This window comes from Glacieibacterium frigidum (assembly GCF_007097155.1).
GTDB lineage: Bacteria > Pseudomonadota > Alphaproteobacteria > Sphingomonadales > Sphingomonadaceae > Glacieibacterium > Glacieibacterium frigidum.
Map to the genome: position 1 here is coordinate 761122 of NZ_VJWA01000002.1, position 19042 is coordinate 780163.

At 68.6% G+C, this 19042-nt stretch carries 14 protein-coding genes; 9 read left to right on the forward strand and 5 right to left on the reverse strand.

Annotated features, from left to right (window positions below):
* Positions 1–79: 79 nt before the first annotated feature.
* On the reverse strand, positions 80–973 hold the full coding sequence (locus FMM06_RS13190; protein ID WP_235889311.1) for a DMT family transporter: 894 nt from the start codon (positions 971–973) through the stop codon (positions 80–82).
* 102 nt (positions 974–1075) lie between these two features.
* Here FMM06_RS13190 and mddA point away from each other — a divergent pair, with 102 nt between their 5' ends.
* The 7 genes from mddA (at position 1076) to FMM06_RS13225 (ending at position 9908) form a co-directional block, all read left to right on the forward strand.
* Positions 1076–1813 carry a methanethiol S-methyltransferase gene (mddA, locus tag FMM06_RS13195; protein WP_144237845.1) on the forward strand — a complete coding sequence of 246 codons (738 nt, stop codon included), beginning with the start codon at positions 1076–1078 and terminating at the stop codon, positions 1811–1813.
* A gap of 852 nt (positions 1814–2665) precedes the next feature.
* On the forward strand, positions 2666–3256 hold the full coding sequence (locus FMM06_RS13200) for an LSm family protein (RefSeq protein WP_144237846.1): 591 nt from the start codon (positions 2666–2668) through the stop codon (positions 3254–3256).
* 4 nt (positions 3257–3260) lie between these two features.
* A complete protein-coding gene (gene nusA / locus FMM06_RS13205; RefSeq protein WP_144237847.1) occupies positions 3261–4829 on the forward strand; it encodes a transcription termination factor NusA in 1569 nt (522 codons plus the stop codon).
* Positions 4816–5475, forward strand: coding sequence for a DUF448 domain-containing protein (locus FMM06_RS13210; RefSeq protein WP_144237848.1), 660 nt, complete (start codon positions 4816–4818; stop codon positions 5473–5475). Before nusA ends, FMM06_RS13210 begins: the two co-directional genes overlap by 14 nt.
* Positions 5472–8216 (forward strand): translation initiation factor IF-2, encoded by a 2745-nt coding sequence (infB, locus tag FMM06_RS13215; protein WP_144237849.1) that lies wholly within the window; start codon positions 5472–5474, stop codon positions 8214–8216. Before FMM06_RS13210 ends, infB begins: the two co-directional genes overlap by 4 nt.
* Before the next feature lie 178 nt (positions 8217–8394).
* Complete coding sequence (locus FMM06_RS13220; protein WP_144237850.1) at positions 8395–9102, forward strand: HAD-IA family hydrolase; 708 nt, start codon at positions 8395–8397, stop codon at positions 9100–9102.
* The gene (locus FMM06_RS13225) at positions 9099–9908 is read left to right on the forward strand and encodes a TauD/TfdA dioxygenase family protein (RefSeq protein ID WP_144237851.1); all 810 of its coding nucleotides are present in this window, start codon (positions 9099–9101) and stop codon (positions 9906–9908) included. The genes FMM06_RS13220 and FMM06_RS13225 overlap by 4 nt, the downstream gene beginning before the upstream one ends.
* 3 nt (positions 9909–9911) lie before the next feature.
* On the opposite strand, the gene FMM06_RS13230 is transcribed toward FMM06_RS13225, so the two are convergent.
* From FMM06_RS13230 to FMM06_RS13245, 4 genes are all read right to left on the reverse strand, one after another.
* Positions 9912–11891, reverse strand: coding sequence for an alpha/beta hydrolase family protein (locus FMM06_RS13230; RefSeq protein WP_144237852.1), 1980 nt, complete (start codon positions 11889–11891; stop codon positions 9912–9914).
* 73 nt (positions 11892–11964) lie between these two features.
* Positions 11965–12771 carry an SDR family NAD(P)-dependent oxidoreductase gene (locus FMM06_RS13235; protein WP_144237853.1) on the reverse strand — a complete coding sequence of 269 codons (807 nt, stop codon included), beginning with the start codon at positions 12769–12771 and terminating at the stop codon, positions 11965–11967.
* Between the two features lie 67 nt (positions 12772–12838).
* Entirely contained in the window at positions 12839–13396 is a 558-nt protein-coding gene (locus tag FMM06_RS13240) for an SAM-dependent methyltransferase (RefSeq protein WP_144237854.1), read from the reverse strand.
* On the reverse strand, positions 13393–14706 hold the full coding sequence (locus FMM06_RS13245; RefSeq protein ID WP_144237855.1) for an APC family permease: 1314 nt from the start codon (positions 14704–14706) through the stop codon (positions 13393–13395). Before FMM06_RS13245 ends, FMM06_RS13240 begins: the two co-directional genes overlap by 4 nt.
* 116 nt (positions 14707–14822) lie before the next feature.
* Here FMM06_RS13245 and FMM06_RS13250 point away from each other — a divergent pair, with 116 nt between their 5' ends.
* Both FMM06_RS13250 and FMM06_RS13255 read left to right on the forward strand, forming a co-directional pair.
* On the forward strand, positions 14823–18266 hold the full coding sequence (locus FMM06_RS13250) for an indolepyruvate ferredoxin oxidoreductase family protein (RefSeq protein ID WP_144237856.1): 3444 nt from the start codon (positions 14823–14825) through the stop codon (positions 18264–18266).
* Between the two features lie 88 nt (positions 18267–18354).
* The gene (locus FMM06_RS13255) at positions 18355–18984 is read left to right on the forward strand and encodes a CsgG/HfaB family protein (RefSeq protein WP_144237857.1); all 630 of its coding nucleotides are present in this window, start codon (positions 18355–18357) and stop codon (positions 18982–18984) included.
* Positions 18985–19042 lie beyond the last annotated feature (58 nt).

Below are 19042 nucleotides of genomic sequence, written 5' to 3' on the forward strand. Positions count from 1 at the left end.
CGAGTCTCGACCGGCCTGAACCTGAGAAAGAACGGACGCAAATACCGAGAACTGATTGTACCAGATAGGTACGTATTTGTCAAGCCCCGTCAGGCGAGCTGCGCCTTGAAGGCGAGGCCGCTGGCTCGGGCAGGCGCACCAGCAGCAGCGCGACCACCACCAGCGCCGCCCCCGCAATCTCGGCGATGCCCGGTACCTCGCCGAAGCGGTACGCGCCGATCGTCCCCGCGATCGCCGGCTGCACCAGCAGCGTCAGCCCGACGACGAGCGGCTTCAGATGCGCGACCGCGTAGATCAGCAGCCCCTGCCCCACGACCTGGCTGCCGAGCGCGAGAAGCACCAGCGGCGTCCAGTCTGTCGGCCAGAACGGCCCCTCGGTCAGCAGCGCGACGGGCAGCAATGCGAAGCTCGCGACGATCGTCGACAACGCGAGCATGGTGAACGGCGCGAGGGTGCGCCGCGCGCGCTCCGCGAAGATCAGATAGCCGGTGTAGAGGACGGCCGCCGCGAGGCACAGCAGGTCGCCCGCCAGGTGCCGCGCCGACACGTCCGCCGACCGCCCGAGCAGCAGCGCCGTGCCGGCGCCCGCGCAGACCAATGCGAGCGTCGCATACCGCCCCGGCAGCGTGCGCGACGCGATGTAACCGAACAGCGGCAGCAGGAAGCTCGCGGCATTCGACAGCAGCGCGGCGTTGGCGAGCGTCGTGCGCGCGATGCCGAGATGCCAGACCGCGAGATCGGCGGCGAAGCACAGCGCGGCGAGGACGACGCCCCCCGCGACCGGCCAGCTGAGGCCCCGCGTCGGCGCCCCGCGCACGCCGGCCAGCAGCAGCAGCGGCACGACGGCGATCGCGACCCGCCAGAACGCCGAGGCGACCGGCGCGACGTCGGCGAGCCGCACCAGCCACGGCCCGAAGGCGAGGCAGATGCTGCCCGCCAGCATGGCGGGAAAGGCGAAGCGCGGCGCGGACATGGCGCGGGGGGATAGACGGGTCGCGGGGCAAAGTCTGCCCGGCCGTTTCGCGCGCGTCCCGAAAATGCTATGCTCCGGCCCGTTCGTTCGGGGGAACGCGTGATGCCACGTCCGTTCTATCTGGCCTTCGCGGTCGCCGCCTATGCGGTGTTCTTCGCGACCTTCCTGTATCTGATCGGCTTCGTCGCCGGCCTGCCCGGGCTGCCGCGCACCATCGACACCGGCCCGGTCGTCGCAGTGCCGGTCGCCGCGGCGATCGACCTGGGGCTGATCGCGCTGTTCGGGGCGCAGCACAGCCTGATGGCGCGGCCGGCGTTCAAGCGCGCCTGGACGCGGACGGTGCCCGAGCCGATCGAGCGCAGCGTCTATGTGCTGATCGCCAGCCTGCTGCTGATCCTGCTGATGACGATCTGGCACCCGATTCCGGGCGACCTGTGGCGGGTCGAGGGGACCGCCGCGCTCGTGCTCTGGGTGGTATGCGGGATCGGCTGGGGACTAGTGCTGCTCAGCACCTTCCTCCTCAACCATTTCGAGCTGTTCGGCCTGCGCCAGGCGTATTTCCACCTGCGCGGCCGGCTGGCGGGTCCGGCCGAGTTCCACCAGCCGCTGCTTTACCGCATCGTCCGCCACCCGCTGTACCTGGGCTTCATCATCGCCTTCTGGGCGACGCCCGCGATGAGCTGGGGCCATCTGCTGTTCGCCGCCGGCATGACCGCGTACATCCTGATCGCCATTCCGATCGAGGAACGCGACCTCGTCGCCGCACTCGGCCCGGCGTACGAGGATTATCAGCGCCGCGTCGGCGCGCTGGTGCCGGGGGTGGGGCGGCGCGCGAGTTAAGATATCATCAATACGGCCTAGGCGCCGCACATCTTACTGGAGGCAGATGGTAGTTCGATGGAGTCCGTACGTCCTAGATCAGCTTGTCGCGCCAGGCATAAACGACTTCAAGACGGCGGTTATTCCTAGCCTGACGGCTGATTTCGCCGAGCACAAATTCTGGCTAGGGAATTATTTCCTCAATAGCGGCGTGCGCGCTCGGCACAAACCTGGCATCCGCCAGCACGCAATCAATTTAATATTTCGCACGCAGACAGCATTCATCGCCTACCACACTGCACGCTTACTAACATTTAGATTTCTTCGACGTAGTTCAGAAGGTCGTCCGGCACTAGGTTCATATTACAAATCTGTTGCGACTTGGGAAGCGGTCGTGCTGAACATTCAGATTGCAATGGACCTTTGGTACAAGTTAACCGGCGAAGCCCTTTTTTAAAAGGGCGATGGAAGCGACGACGAGCGGCTCTATTCGATTGCTAACACCGTCAAACATTGCGGCACGGAGATTGAGGCTGGCCGGCATAGCGAGCCCTTCACGCTACCACTTTGGCTGAACAATGCGGGACTTAACACGCGCTCATGGTCTCTAACATATATTGAGTTGTCTGAGCAGCTGCGTGGCTTCGCGCATTTGGCTGATCGGCTACAGGACCCACTTTGTCGGAATCCACTCGAATAGGCGAAGTGATTTTGCCGTACGTCTTGCGCATGGGTTGCCCCGCTGAACGACTTGCGGCGGCAGGCACGTAGGGCTATATCGCCCCCATCTTCCACATGGGTAACCGGTGTAAGGTCGGCTCCGGAGCGTCCGGGCCGCCGACGCCACCGCTTGTCTTTCGGGTGTTTTGTAATTTGGCCGATATTGCCGTCCTGACCGCGCTGATCGAACCCGTCGTCCGTGACCATGGGTGCGAGCTCGTGCGCGTCCAGCTGAACGGCAGCAAGGCGGCGCCGACGCTGCAGGTGATGGCCGAGGATCCGGCGACCGGGCAGCTCGGCATCGACGTCTGCGCGTCGATCTCGCGCGCGCTGTCCGACCTTTTCGACGAGGTCGACCCGATCGAGAGCGAGTATCAGCTCGAGGTTTCGTCGCCGGGCATCGACCGCCCGCTTACGAGGCCCGCCGACTGGACCCGCTGGGCGACGCACGACGTGCGCGTGCGGCTGGCGGCACCCGTCGACGGCAAGAAGAACATCCACGGCGTCATCACCGGCCTCGCCGACAGCGGCGACGCCGCGATCATCGCGGTGCCGGGCCAGGGCAGCGTCACCGTGCCGCTCGCTGCGATGCAGGGCGCGAAGCTCGTGCTGACCAACCGCCTGATCAACGCGACGCGGCCTGCCGGCATGGCGGGCTTCGACGGCGAGCCCGACATGGGCCAGTTCGACGACATCATCGAAGACGCCGGCGAGCCGGCGAACGACAACAGCGACGAGGACTAGAGCCATGGCCAGCCCCCCCACCCCCAGCGTCACGGCGAACCGCGCCGAGCTGATCGCCATCGCCGACGCGGTGGCGCGCGAGAAGCTGATCGACCGGATGATCGTCATCGAGGCGATGGAAGAGGCGATCCAGCGCGCCGCCCGCGCCCGCTACGGCGTCGAGAACGACATTCGCGCGAAGCTCGACCCCAAGTCGGGCGACCTGCGGCTGTGGCGCGTCCTCGAAGTCGTCGAGGAGCCCGAGGATTTCTTCAAGCAGGTCAGCGTCGCCGACGGCTCGAAGCTCAAGGCCGACGCGGCGATCGGCGATTATATCATCGACCCGCTGCCCCCGATCGAGTTCGGCCGCATCGCGGCGATGGCGGCGAAACAGGTCATCGTCCAGAAGGTCCGCGACGCCGAGCGCGACCGCCAATTCGAGGAATACAAGGACCGCCAGGGCGAGATCATCACCGGCCTCGTCAAGCGCGCCGAGTTCGGCCACGTCGTCGTCGATCTGGGCAAGGCCGAGGGCGTCATCCGCCGCGACCAACAGATCCCGCGCGAAGTGCTGCGCCCCGGCGACCGCGTCCGTGCGCTGATCAGCAGCGTCCGCCGCGAACCGCGCGGGCCGCAGATCTTCCTGAGCCGCGCCGCCGGCGACTTCATGAAGAAGCTGTTCGCGCAGGAAGTTCCCGAAATCTACGACGGCATCATCGAGATCAAGGCGGTCGCCCGCGACCCCGGCAGCCGCGCCAAGATCGGCGTGATCAGCCGCGACTCCTCGATCGACCCCGTCGGCGCGTGCGTCGGCATGAAGGGCAGCCGCGTCCAGGCCGTCGTGCAGGAACTGCAGGGCGAGAAGATCGACATCATCCCCTGGTCGCCCGACGTCGCGACCTTCGTCGTCAATGCGTTGCAGCCCGCCGAAGTCGCCAAGGTGGTGATGGACGAGGAAGACAACCGCATCGACGTCGTCGTCCCCGACGACCAGCTGAGCCTCGCGATCGGCCGCCGCGGCCAGAACGTCCGGCTTGCCAGCGCGCTGACCGGCCGCCAGATCGACATCATGACCGAGGCGGACGAGAGCGAGCGCCGCCAGAAGGAGTTCGTCGAGCGGTCGGAGATGTTCCAGACCGAGCTCGACGTCGACGAGACGCTCGCGCAGCTGCTCGTCGCCGAGGGCTTCAGCCAGATGGAGGAAGTCGCCTACGTCGAGCTCGACGAACTGGCGTCGATCGAGGGCTTCGACGACGATCTCGCGACCGAGCTGCAGAACCGCGCCACCGAGGCGCTGGAGCGCCGCGAGGCCAAGGCACGTGCCGAGCGCCGCGAGCTGGGCGTCGAGGACGCACTCGCCGAGATCGAGGGCCTGACCGAGGCGATGCTCGTCGTGCTGGGGCAGAAGGGCGTCAAGACGCTCGACGACCTGGGCGACCTGGCGACTGACGAGCTGGTCGATGCGCGCACCGGCATCCTGCGCACCTTCAAGCTGGGCGACGAGATGGGCAACAAGATCATCATGGCCGCCCGCGCGCACTGGTTCGAGGACGAGACTCCGAAGGAGGACGCGTCCGCGGATGTCGAAGGATGAGCCCGAGCGGCGTTGCATAATTAGTGGCGAGCATGGCGGCCGGGCGGACCTGATCCGCCTGGCGCTCGATGCCGACGGTGCCGTCGCCCCCGACCTGGGGGCGAAGGCGCCGGGCCGCGGCGCGTGGGTAACGCCCGACCGCGACCTGATCGCCACCGCATTGGCCAAGGGCAAGCTGCGCGGCGCGTTGATCCGGGCGTTCAAGACGCAGGACATCGCGGTCCCCGACGATCTGGTCGCGCGCATCGACACCGGCCTCGAACGCCGGGTGTTCGACACGCTGGGGTTGGCGAACAAGGCAGGCACTCTTATCTGGGGTGGCGAGCGGATCGGCGACGCCCTCCTGGCAGGCCGGGTCAAGCTGCTCATCCATGCCAGCGACGCGGCCGCCGACGGCCTCGAGAAGATCCGTCGCAAGGCGCGTGGCACGGCGGCGATCACGCTCCCCGTGACGCGCGAGCGATTGTCGTTGGCCTTGGGGCGCGAAAATGTTGTACATGCCGCCGTCTGCGACTCTGCGGCGGCGGCGCGCGTGATGGCGGCTGTCGACCGGTGGCTCGCATTCAGCGGTCTGGGCGAAGTGATTGATGATGCGGCGGCGGACAGCCCGTCCCCGCAGGACGAAGGGTTTCAGGTTCAAGCATGAGTGACGACAACAAGCCCAAGCTCGGCATGCGCGCCCCCCTCGGTCTCGGCAAGACCGTTGAGGTCGGCAAGGTCAAGCAGAGCTTCAGCCACGGCCGCACCAAGCAGGTGGTGGTCGAGGTCAAGCGGCAGCGCGTGCTGCACCGCCCGGGCGACCCGCGTCCGGAAGAGGTCGTCGAGGCTGCACCGCCGCCGCCGCCCGTAGCCGCCCCCGCACCCCCGCCCGTCGCAGCGCCCCCCGTCGCGGCTCCTGCCCCGACGCCGCCGCCCGCGCCGGTCGTCGAGGCACGCCCGCTGCCCGCCGACACTGCCCCGCGCCCCGCGCCGCCGCCGGTGATGTTCACCCCCGTCGAGCGCCCGGTGCCCGTCGTGAAGGCGCCCGAGCCGGCGCCTGCGCCGCCCGAGCCCGTCGCTGTGGCCCCCGTTGCCGCGCCGACGCCGGCGGCGGCACCTGCCCCGACTCCGCCGGTCCGTTCGGCGCAGGCCACGCCGCGCCCGGCCGCCCGTCCGGCTGCACGTCCGCCGCAGCGTCCGGCTGCCCCCGCCGTCCCCGACCTGATGACGCGTCAGGAGCGCCAGGCGGCGCTGCTGCGCCAGGCCGAGGAAGACCGGATGCGCATGGCCGAGGAGGCCCGCGTCCGCGAGGAAGCCGCGCGCTACGAAGCCGCCGAGCTCGAGAAGATGCGGCTCGAGGACAAGAAGAAGGCCGAGGCCGAGGCAGCGCTGCGTCCCGCCGAGGAGAAGGCTGCCCCGACGGGTCGACTGCCCGGCAGCATCACGCCGATCATCGATGACGAGGATGCGCGCGGCAAGAAGCCCGGCGCGCTGCGTCCCGCCGGCCGCCTGCGTGCCGGCGACGACCGCCGCCAGGGCCGCCTGAGCGTGAAGACCGCGCTCGACGAGAGCGATTCGGTGCGCGTCCGCAGCCTCGCCGCCCTTCGCCGGGCGCGCGAGAAGGAGCGCGGCTCGATCGGCTCCAAGGCCAAGCAGGTCCGCGAAGTCGTGGTGCCCGAGACCATCACCGTCGCCGAGCTGGCCAACCGCATGGCCGAGCGGACGATGAACATCACCCGCACGCTGGCGCGCCTCGGCATGCCGGCGGCGTCGACCGACGAGATCGACCAGGACACCGCCGAGCTGGTGCTGGCCGAGTTCGGCCACACCATCGTCCGCGTCAGCGATGCCGACGTCGAGATCGGCATGGTCGGCGAGGAGGACATCGACGATCACCTGCTGCCGCGTCCGCCGGTCGTCACGATCATGGGCCATGTCGACCACGGCAAGACCAGCCTGCTCGACGCGCTGCGCGGCACCAATGTCGTGAAGGGCGAGGCCGGCGGCATCACCCAGCACATCGGCGCCTATCAGATCACGCGTAAGAGCGGCGAGAAGATCACCTTCCTCGACACGCCGGGCCACGAGGCGTTCAGCGCAATGCGCGCGCGCGGTGCCGACATCACCGACATCGTCGTGCTGGTGGTGGCGTGGGACGACGGCATCATGCCGCAGACCATCGAGGCCATCCATCACGTCAAGGATGCCGGCGTCCCGATGATCGTCGCGATCAACAAGATGGACAAGGCCGGGGCGGATGCACAGAAAATCCGCACTGCGCTGCTGCAGTACGACGTGCAGGTCGAAGAGATGGGCGGCGAGGTCCAGGACGTCGAAGTCTCGGCGACCGCCAAGACCGGCCTCGACGAACTGATCGACAAGATCCTGCTGCAGGCCGAACTGCTCGAGCTGAAGGCCAACCCCGACCGCGCCGCCGAAGGCACCGTGATCGAGGCGCGCCTCGACAAGGGCCGTGGACCGCTGGCGTCCGTGCTGATCAACCGCGGCACGCTCAAGACCGGCGACATCTTCGTCATCGGTGCCGAGTGGGGCAAGGTGCGCGCGCTGGTCGACGACCAGGGCAAGCAGATCAAGACCGCCGGCCCCGCGCTGCCGGTCGAGATCCTCGGCCTGTCGGGCGTGCCCAAGGCGGGCGATGCCTTCGCGGTCGTCGAGACCGAGGCACGTGCCCGCGAGGTCGCGAGCTACCGTGCCAGCGTCGAGACCGCGGCCCGGACCGAAAGCTCGATGCCGAGCCTCGAGGAGCAGTTCCTCGCGCTCAAGTCGGGCAAGGTCGAGACCTATCCGCTGGTCATCAAGGGTGACACGCAGGGTACGGTCGAGGCCATCGCCAGCGCGGTCAACCGCATCTCGACCGACCTGATCAAGGCGAAGGTCCTGCTGGCCGGCGTCGGCGGGATCACCGAGGGCGACGTCTCGCTGGCCAAGGCAAGCGGGGCGCCGATCATCGGCTTCAACGTCCGCGCCAACGCCAAGGCACGCGAGATCGCAACCCGCGACAAGGTCGAGTTCAAGTATTACGACGTGATCTACGACCTGATCGACGACGTGAAGGCGGCGATGGCGGGCCAGCTCGGCCCCGAGATGCTGGAGAATGTCGTCGGCCGCGCGCTGGTGCTGGACGTGTTCCAGGCCGGCAAGACGGGCAAGGCGGCGGGTATCCGCGTCACCGAGGGCGCCATCCGCAAGGCGCTCAAGGCGCGCGTCATGCGCGACGACGTGATCATCTACAACGGCTCGATCGCCTCGCTGCGCCGCTTCAAGGACGACGTTCCCGAGGTCCGCGCGGGCCTCGAGTGCGGCATCACGATCGAGGGCTCGTCCGACGTCAAGGCGGGCGACATCGTCGAGACGTTCGAGGTCGAGAGTCGCGAACGGACGCTGTAGTCGCAGCGCGGCCGCGAGCAAGGTGAGGAGCGCCCTTCGCGTTCGTCGCCTTGCGCGCGGACTCGCGCAAGACCGGCCGGCGGCCCGGGCGGGTTACGCCCGGTGCCGTCCGACGGCGCGGCCTTGCCGCGACGCTTTGTACCAGGAACCGTGACGGGCGCGATCCGTTCGCCCGCGGATGACCCTCAAAGCCATCATCTTCGGCTCGATCGGCACGCTGACCGAGACGAGCGAACTGCAGCGCGCGGCGTTCAATGCCGCCTTCGCCGAAGTCGGGCTCGATTGGGATTGGGATGCGGACAGCTACCGCAACCTCGTCGCCGGCGGCGCGTCGGGCGGCGAGCAGCGCATCGCTGCCTATGCCGAGGCCCGCGACGAAACCCTCACCGACGGACAGGCGGCGCAGATCCACGCGCGCAAGAGTGCGCTGTTCCAGCAGGCGATGGCGGCGGGCGTCGCGCCCAACCCAGGCGTCGTCGCGCTGATCGAGGCGGCCCGTGCGGCGGGGCTGAAGATCGGCTTCGCATCGACGACGTCGGCGGCCAATATCGACGCGATGTTCGCGGCGACTGCGCCCGCCCTGACGCGCGCGCATTTCGATGCGGTGATGGACGCCGATGGGGTCGCGAACGGCAAGCCCGCGCCTGATGTCTATCTCGAGGTCGCCCGTCGCCTGGGCGTCGCGGCCAGCGAGGCACTGGCGATCGAGGACACGCTGCAGAGCGCCGCTTCGCCGCGCGCCGCAGGGATGGCGACGCTGATCGTGCCGGGCATGATCGCGCGCGGGCAGGACTTCGCCGAGTTCGCGACGGTCGAGACACTCGAGGGCTTCACGCTCGACGATGCCGTCGAACTGCTCGAGACGCGGGTCGCCGACGCCGCGTGACGCCGCTCGACATTGCGCTGGTAAGCCCTCGCATCGGCGCGGAGGTCCGCGGGCTCGATCTGGCGACACTCGACGCGGGCGGCGCGGCCCAGCTTCGCGCCGCGCTGTGGCATCATCGCGTGCTGTTCCTGCGCGACCAGCATCTCGATGATGCCAGTCACGAGGCGGCGGCTTGCCTGCTCGGCGAGATCGCCCCTTACGCGCTCCACGGCGGTGGCGATGCGCTCCTCGAAATGGATGCGGCGCACGGCGGCAAGGCGAACGTCTGGCACACCGATTCGACCTTCGAGGCCGAGCCGCCGCTGATCGCGATGCTGCGCGCGGTCGTGGTGCCCGCGGTCGGTGGAGATACTTTGTGGGCGAATACCGAGGCCGCGTATCGCGCCCTGCCGCTCCCGTTGCGCGGTCTCGCCGACGCGCTGACCGCAACGCACTCCAACGCCTATGACTTCGCGGGCTCGCGCCCCGGCGTGACGCGCGCGGCGGCCGAGCGCTATGCCGAGCGCTTCACCACCGCGCAGGTCTTCCGCACCGCGCACTCGGTGGCGCGTCCGCACCCGGCGACCGGCGAGCCGTGCCTGTTTCTCGGCAACTTCGTCACCGGAATAGAGGGCTGGGCGGCGACCGAGGCGAGCGCCGTGCTGGGCGCGCTGCAGGCCTATGTCGTGCAGCCCGAAAACACTGTCCGCTGGCGCTGGCGAGCCGGCGATGTCGCGATCTGGGACAATGCCGCGACCCAGCACTACGCGCTCGACGATTACGGCGAGGCGCCGCGCGTCATGAAACGCGCGACGATCCGGCGCTAGACCCTACTTCAGCGCGTCCTTCAGTCCCGGCGCGAACTCCGCCCCGTGCGGCACCTTCGCCGACGACGCCGCGACCGCCCCGCCGATCGGCTCGGCGCGACCGCCGAGGCACTTGGACAGGAAATTCTCGGTCACCGACCAGAAGGCGATGCTGTTCGCCGGCCGTGCGAAGCCGTGGCCTTCGTCGGGGAACAGCACGTAGGTGACGGGGATGTTCTTGGCCTTCATCGCCGCGACGATCTGGTCGCTCTCAATTTGGGCGACGCGCGGATCGTTGGCGCCTTGGCCGATCAGCAGCGGGCGGACGATCTTGTCGGCGGAGAACAGCGGCGATGCCGCCTTGAGCAGCGCCTGCCCCTCGGGTGTCGTCGGATCGCCCATGCGGCCGTACAGCTGGGTACGTCCGGCCTCCCAATAGGCGGGGATCGACTTGAGCAGGGTGAACAGGTTCGACGGACCGACGATGTCGACCCCGCAGGCGAAGGCCGTCGGCGTGAAGGCTAGCCCTGCGAGCGTCGCATAGCCGCCGTAGCTGCCGCCCATGATCGCGACCTTGTCCTTGGTCGTGATGCCCTTCGCCACCGCCCAGTCGACGGCGTCGAGCAGGTCGTCGTGGCTTTTCAGGCCCCATTGCTTGTCGCCGGCGCTGGTGAACGCCTTGCCGAACCCGGTCGACGAACGGAAATTGACCGACAGCACGGCATAGCCGCGGTTCGCCAGCCACTGGTGCGCGGCGTTGAAGCCGTAATTGTCACGCCCCCACGGCCCGCCGTGGACGAGCAGCACCATCGGCACCGGCCCCTTCGCGCCCGACGGTACGCTGAGATAGGACACCAAGGTCTTGCCGTCGCGCGACTTGATCTCGTGCGGCTGCATCGCGACGAGCGGCGCGCCGACGAGTTCGGGACGGCCGACGAACAGCTGGGTCAGCTTCTTCGCCTTGCGGTCGTACATCCACGTCGCGGGCGGCGCGGTGACGGGGTCGACCACCACCGTCCAGCGGTCGTCGGCGTCGGTGCGCGACGTGACCTGCACGTCGCCCTTCAATTCGGTCTTCAGGAACGCGAGGTCACCCGCGATTGCGGGGTCGGTCGCGGTCCAGTCGTTGCGCAGATAATTGACCGCATAGGCCTGCACCTTGCCGGTGACCGGGTCGGTCATCGCCTCGCCGATATCGGCGCGCGCGTCCTCGGCGATGACCTGCGTCGTGCCGCTGGCGAAGTCCTGCGCGATCAGCGCGGCGGTGTTCCGCCCGCGCGAGTCGATCCAGTAGAGCGTCTTGCCGTCGCTGGTGAAGCCGACCGGCGACGTCGTCTGCGAATCCTCGAGGCCGACGGTGGCGAACGGCGTCGCGGCGACCTTGCCGCCCTCGACGCGGTAGAATTCGGTACCGCCCTGCGCGGTCGGCTTGGCGGCGATGCGGATCACCAGATTATCGTCGGCCGTGAAGCCGCCAAAGCCGTCGTTCTGCTGGACGAGCGTCAGCTTGCCGGTCGCGAGGTCGAGGCTGTGAACGTCGTGCCAGCGCGGATCGCGGTTGTTGAGCCCGACGAGGATGCGGTCCTTGATCGTATTGCTCGTCGCGACGACCTCGGCACGAACCTTGTCGAAGGGTGTCAGGACCGTCTCGGCCCCGCTCGCGACATCGACGCCGTAGAGCTTGAAATTCTCGTCGCCGCCCTTGTCCTGGACGTACAGCAGCGAATTCGAATCGGGCGCCCAGAAATACTGGCGGATCGGGCGCTCCTTGCCCTTGGTGACCGACCGCGCTTTGGCGGGATCGGAGGCGGGGGCGACCCAGAGGTTGAGGACGCCGTCGACCGGCGCGGTCCACGACAGCCATTTGCCATCGGGGCTGATCCGCCCCTGCGCCTTCGACGGATTGCCGAACAGCTTGGTCCGCTCGATCAGCGGCACGTCGGTCGCGGCGAGGGCGGGGGCAGCGGTCATGGCAAGCAGCGAGGCAGCGAGAAGCAGGCGCATTCAGGGTCTCCGGCAAACATCGCGGACTGTCTGCCAGAGACCCTGTGTGTTAGCAAGATAGGACGGAGAGAGATTATTCCGCCGCCGTCTTTTCGCTGTTGGGCTGCGCCATGTCGCGGTGCATCTTGGCCAGCACCGGGTCGGGCAAGACGTTGGTCATCAGCGCCTGCAGCTTGTTCTTGAAGCCCGCGACGACGTGGTCGTCATCGGACATCAGCGCGTCGAAACCGATGCGCGCGACCTCGTCGGCGGGCATCTTCTTGCCCTGCCCGACCTTGGTGTCGTCCATCTCGGCGCGGTGGAAGAAGTCGGTGTCAGTCGCGCCGGGCATCAGCACCGTGACGACGACATTCTGCTCCTTCAGCTCCTCGCGGATCGCCTCGCCCCAGCTGTTCAGGAAGGCCTTGGTGCCGTTGTAGACCGACTGGAAGCTGCCCGGCATCGTGCCGGCGATCGAGCCGGTGATCAAGATGCGACCCTGGCCCGCCGCGGCCATCGCCTGCGCGACATGCTTGACCAGATGGACCTGGCTGGCGACGTTGACCTGGATCATCGCGAGTTCGGTGTGAAGGTCGGTCTCGGTAAAGCGCCCGCCCAGCCCGAAGCCGGCATTGGCGAAGCACAGGTCGAGCGGTCGGCCCGCGGCGTCGATGGCGTCGAGCAGCGTGTGGATCGCCTCATGCTCGCGCAGGTCGGCGACGACCGCGGTGACCTGGCCGCCAGTTCCGCGCAGCTCGGTCGCCACGGTCTCGATAGCGCTGTCCTCGGCGCTGATCACGACGTCATAGCCCTCGGCGACGCAGATGCGGGCGAGTTCGAGGCCGATGCCCGACGAGGCCCCGGTGACGAGGGCGAGCTTGCGGATCGATTGTGGGTTCATCGGTCACTCCTTGAAAGTCACCCTCCAACCGCACCGCCGCGCCCCGGGTTCCGGGGTTGTTTCGCCCCTATTTGATCGGCGTGCCCTTGGCCGGGACGCGCCACATGAACACCGGCCGGCCATCGACCAGCGCCTCGGCCTCGGGCGTCCAGCCGCTGATCGGGAAGGCGTGGCTGACGATCCGCGTGCCGGGCTTGAGCGCCAGCAGCTGCGGCAGCAATTTGTCGTTGAGCGTCGGCAGCAGGTACAAAGTGACCACCGTCGCCTCGCGGAAGTCGGTTTCGAACAGGTCGGCATTGCGGAACTGGACGAGGCCGGTGACGCCTGCCTTTTTGGCGTTCTCGTTGGCTTCGGCGATGCGGACAGGGTTGATGTCGATGCCGACGCCCCGCACGCCGAACTTCTGCGCGGCGCGGATCGGGATGCGCCCGTCGCCCGACCCCAGGTCGTACAGCACGTCGCCCTTCTTCAGCTTCACCAGCTCGAACATCTTGTCGACCATCGGCTCGGGCGTCGGCACGTAGATCACGTCGGGCTCACGCAGCGCCGCAACCTGCGTCGCGGTCTGCGCGGCGGCGGGCATGGCGGGGACGAGCAGCAGCAGGGAGACGGCAAGGCGGATCATGGGGAGGACTCCTTCGACGGTTGCAGGATGAACGACAGTATGATGCCAGCCCCCAGCACCGCGACACCGACCACGGCGCCGGTCTTGACATAGGCAAGGCTCGACCAGAGCAGCCAGGCATTCGACGCGCAGAACAGCGCCGGCAGCACGGGGTAAAGCGGTACGCGGAACGGGCGCGGCGTGTCGGGCTCGCGCCGGCGCAGGACGAACAACGCGATGCCGACGCCCAGGAAGAACAGCCAGAACACCGGCGCGGTATAGTCGACCGCCAGCGCAAAGCCGTCGCGGACCAGCGCGCCCGCGCCGACGAGCAGCAGCGACACCCCGCCCTGCACGAGCAGCGCGTTGCCCGGCGTGCCGCGCACCCCGTCCCAGCGGCCGAGCCACGCCAGCTTCTGCACGTCGCGGCCCCACGCCCAGCTCGACCGCGCGCCGGTGAACATCGTCGCGTTCGCCGAGGTGAGCGCCGCGACCGCCACCGCGACCGCGATCGCCGCGCTGCCAGCCGAGCCGAGCGCACGGCCCAGCAGGTCGGCGGCGGGCGCATCGCTCGCGGCGATGCCGCTAAGGCCCAGGCCGCGCAGGAAGGCGAGATTGACCAGCAGGTAGAGCAAGGTGACGACGCCGAGGCTCGCGAGCAGCACCCCGACGATCCGCTTCCGCTTCCCGCGCAGCTCGCCGGTCACGTACACCGTCTCGTTCCACCCGCCATAAGTCAGCAGGACGAGGACCATCGCGGCGCCCCATTGCGTGTCGGTGACGCGCGGCACGGCGGCGACGGCCTCGGGCGCGAGGATCAGCCCGGCGATGACGACGAGCACCAGCCCCGCGACCTCGGCGAGGGTCAGCAGCGCCTGCGTCCGCGTCCCGGCGCGCACGCCCGCGACGTTGATTGCGGTCAGTAGCATGACCGTTCCCGCCGCCCAGGCCGCGCTCGGCCCGCCGGCGACCGCTGCGGCATAATCGCCGACGATGAAGGCGAGCAGCGCGACCGACCCCGTCTGGATCACCGCCAGCCGCGCCCAGGCGTAGACGAACCCCGCGCGGCGGCCGTAGGCGCGGACGAGATAGCCGTAATCGCCGCCCGCCCCGGGCCAGGCCGCCGCAAGCTCCGCATAGCAAAGCGCGCCGACGACCGAGAGCCCGCCGCCGATCAGCCACAGCCACAGCATGTCGGCTTCGCTGCCCGACAGGCCGGCGACGATCGCGGGGGTGCGGAAGATGCCGGCGCCGACGACGATGCCGACCGCGATGGCGACGGCGTCGCGGGCGCGCAGCGTGGCTGTCGGACGGGCCGCTTCGTCGTGCATCGCGCTCGCTATCGCTTGACCGCGCTGGGAACGGGGTGCGTCATCGCATGTTCCACTATGGCTTGCCGCAACGTAGATAGGTCAGTATAGCTGACGTATCACTGGGGAGTGTTCGAATGGTTGCCGGTTTGCCGCCTGTCTCGCTCGACGACAAGTATCGCTTCACCGACGGGCGGGTGTTCATGAGCGGCGTCCAGGCGCTGGTCCGCCTGCCGCTGGTGCAGCGCGCGCGCGACCGCGCCGCGGGGCTCAACACCGGCGGCTTCATCTCCGGCTATCGCGGCTCGCCGCTCGGCACCTACGACCAGGAGTTGTGGCGCGCCAAGAAGATGCTGGCGGCGGAGAACATCATCTTCCAGCCCGGCGTCAACGAGGAGCTGGGCGCCACCGCGGTGTGGGGCACGCAGCATGTCGGCATGCGTCCCGGCAACACCGTCGATGGCGTGTTCGGCATCTGGTACGGCAAGGGCCCCGGCCTCGACCGCGCGATGGACGTCATGAAGCACGCCAACGCCGCGGGCACCTCCCCCCACGGCGGCGTGCTGGCGATCGTCGGCGACGACCATGGCGCCAAATCGAGCACCCTGCCCCACCAGTCCGACCACAACTTCCAGGCGGCGTTCGTGCCGTTCCTCGCGCCCGCCAGCGTGCACGAGTTCGTCGAATACGGGCTGCTCGGCATCGCGATGTCGCGCTTCGCGGGCACCTGGGTCGGCTTCAAGGCGACCGCCGACACGGTCGAGACCTCGGCCACGATCGACCTCGCGAACGAGCACAAGCCGATCATCCTGCCGCCGTTCGACTTCCCCGAGGGCGGCATCCACATCCGCGGCGGCGACATCTGGCGCGAGGAAGACACGCGCCTGCAGCGCTTCAAGGGCTTCGCCGCGCTCGCCTTCGCCAAGGCGAACCGCATCGACCGCATCGTCTGGGATACGCCTACCCCCCGCTTCGGCATCATCACCACCGGCAAGGCGCACGCCGATACGATGGAGGCGCTGTACGAGCTGGGCATCGACGAGCGCGTCGCGTCGCAGATCGGCCTGCGCGTCTACAAGGTCGGCATGCCCTGGCCGCTCGAGCCCGACGGCATTCGCGCTTTCGCGGAAGGCCTGGAGGAAGTCCTCGTCATCGAGGAGAAGCGCGAGTTCATCGAGCATCAGCTGCGCTGGCAGCTCTACAACTGGCGCGAGGCGGTCCGCCCCCGCGTCGTCGGCAAGCACGACGAGAACGGCGAGTGGCTGCTGAGCCCCGACAACGAGCTGACCCCGGGCACGATCGCGCACGTCATCGCAGCGCGCATCCAGAAATATCACGACACCGACGCGATCCGGAACCGCCTGACCTTCTTCAACGACCAGGCGGGCAAGGCGGCGGCGTACGAGACGCCGATCAAGCGCAGCCCCTATTTCTGCTCGGGCTGCCCGCACAACACCTCGACCAAGGCGCCCGACGGCGCGCGCACGCTGGCGGGCATCGGCTGCCACATCATGGCGCTGTGGATGGACCGCGCCGAGACCTTCACCCAGATGGGCGGCGAAGGCGTGACCTGGGTCGGCGAGGCACCGTTCACGAGCGAGAAGCACGTGTTCGCGAACCTCGGCGACGGGACGTATTTCCACTCGGGCATCCTCGCGGTGCGCCAGTCGATCGCGGCGGGCGTCAACATCACCTACAAGATTCTCTACAACGATGCCGTCGCGATGACCGGCGGCCAGACGCACGACGGCGAGCTGTCGGTCGACATGATCGCCGCGCAGATGGTCGCCGAGAACGCCAAGAAGGTCGTCGTGCTGACCGAGGACCTGTCGCGCTACAAGGGCGTCACCCTGCCCTCGTCGGTGCGCCTGCTCGACCGTTCGGCGCTGCCCGAGATCCAGGCCGAGTTCGCCGCGACGCCGGGAACCACGGTCATCATCTTCGACCAGACCTGCGCCGCCGAGAAGCGCCGCCGCCGCAAGCGCAAGACGCTTGCCGACCCCGCGCGCCGGGTCTTCATCAACGCCGCGGTCTGCGAAGGCTGCGGCGACTGCTCGGTCCAGTCGAACTGCGTGTCGATCGAGCCGCTCGCCACCGAGTTCGGGCGCAAGCGCCGGATCAATCAGTCGAGCTGCAACAAGGACTACAGCTGCCTCAAGGGCTTCTGCCCCAGCTTCGTCACCGTCGACGACGCCGCGGTGCGCAAGGCCGAGACCAAGAACCTCGAGGCGGTCGACCTCAGCGGCATCGCCGACCCGACGATCCCGTCGCCGGGCGAGGGCTTCAACATCATGGTCACCGGTATCGGTGGCACCGGCGTGCTGACCGTCTCGGCGCTGCTCGGCACCGCCGGGCATATCGAGGGCATGAGCGCGACCACCGCCGACATGGCGGGCCTCGCCCAGAAGGGCGGCGCGGTCTATGCGCACGTCCGCCTGGCGGCGGCGGGCGAGGCGCTGCTGTCCCCGCGTATCATCGCGGGCGCCGCCGACCTCGTGCTGGCGTGCGATGCCGTCGTCGCCGCCGACAAGCCGACGCAGACGCTGATGGTGCCGACGCGCACCGCGGTCGTCGCCAACGCCGATATCGCGCCGACGTCGGACTTCGTGCGCAACCGCGATTTCGACTTTCGCTCGGCGCAGGTCGAGCGTTCGATCCGCAAGGCATCGAACCCGAACGCCACGGCCTTTGTCGCGGCGGACACGATCGCCGTGGCGCTGCTGGGCGATGCGATCGGCGCCAACATCCTGCTGATGGGCTATGCGTGGCAGGCGGGCCTTATCCCGCTGCAGCGCGCCAGCATCGAGGCGGCGATCGACCTCAACGGCGTCGCGATCGACTTCAACAAGCGCGCCTTCGCGCTCGGCCGCCTGCTCGCCGCGTCGCCTGAGAAGGTCGAGGCGATGGTGCAGGCCGCGCGCGGCCCCCTGCCCGAGCCGCCCGCGACGACCCTCGACGGGCTGATCGAGAAGCGCGTCGCCGACCTGACCGCGTACCAGGACGCCGCCTATGCCGCGCGCTTCACTTCGCTGGTGTCGCGCGTGCGTGCCGCCGGCGACGACCGACTGACCGAGGCGGTCGCGCGCAGCTATTACAAGCTGCTCGCCTACAAGGACGAATATGAGGTCGGACGGCTGTATTCGGACGGCCGCTTCCGCGCCGCCTACGACGCGCAGTTCGCCGGCGGCAAGCCGCGTGTCGAGCTGTCGCCGCCGATCTTCGCGAAGCTCGACCCCGCCACCGGCCGCCCGAAGAAGTACAGCTTCGGCCCGTGGATCTTCACCGCGTTCGGCGTGCTGGCGAAGCTCAAGGGCCTGCGCGGCACCGCACTCGACGTCTTCGGCTATTCGGCCGAGCGCCGTGCCGAGCGCGCCGCGATCACCGCGTTCGAGGCCGATGTCGACCGGCTCCTCGCCGGCCTGACCCCCGACAACGCCGGCCTCGCCGCCGAAATCGCGGCGCTGCCCCAGGCGGTGCGCGGCTTCGGGCCGGTCAAGCATGCGGCGGCGGAGAAGGTCGCGGGCCAGGCGGCGGCGCTCTGGGCACGCTGGCCCGGCGAGGCGATCCGCGCGGCGGCGTAACAACTCCGCCATTTGGGGTAGCCCATTTGCGCGCTTGATGTTGTTAATTCGTTACGGCAAAGATGAACGACTCGTGACGGGGGCGTTCATGAACAGGTTGATTGGTTGCTTTGGCGCGGTGGCGCTGATTTTCTCTGCTTCGCCGGGGCTGGCGAAGAAGAAGGACGGCCATGCGGCGGTCGATCTCGACCCGTCGGGCCGCGGCCTGGTCACCGGTACCGGGTTCGAATCACGCGATATCATCGGCATGGCCGACCGGCTGGTCCGCGACCTGCTACAGCGTCCCGACATCGTCGGCACAGCGACGCCGCCGCGCATCATCGTCGATTCGTCGCGGCTGGTGAACAAGTCGAGCCAGCGACTCGACACCGACATGATCTCCGACCAGCTTCGCGCCCAGCTGATGCGCGCCGCGCAGGGCCGCATGCGCTTCCTCAGCCGCGAGGCGATGGAAGACGTGATGGCCGAGCGCGAGTTGAAGCGCACCGGCACCGTCGACGTCGCGACGCGCGGCCTCGCCAAGGCGGTCGCGGGGTCGGACTTCAAGCTGACCGGCCGCATTACCTCGCTCGATGCGCGCAACAACAACACCGGCATGATGCAGCGTTCGATGCAGGTCATTTTCGAGCTCATCGACCTCGAGACCAGCGAGAGCGTCTACATCTCCGAACCCTACGTCACGCTGCGGGCCCAGGGCGACGACGTCGTCTACCGCTAGCATCCTGCGCGCCGGGTGAGGGGGCTTACCCGGCGCGCTCCATTCAACAGGGGGCAAA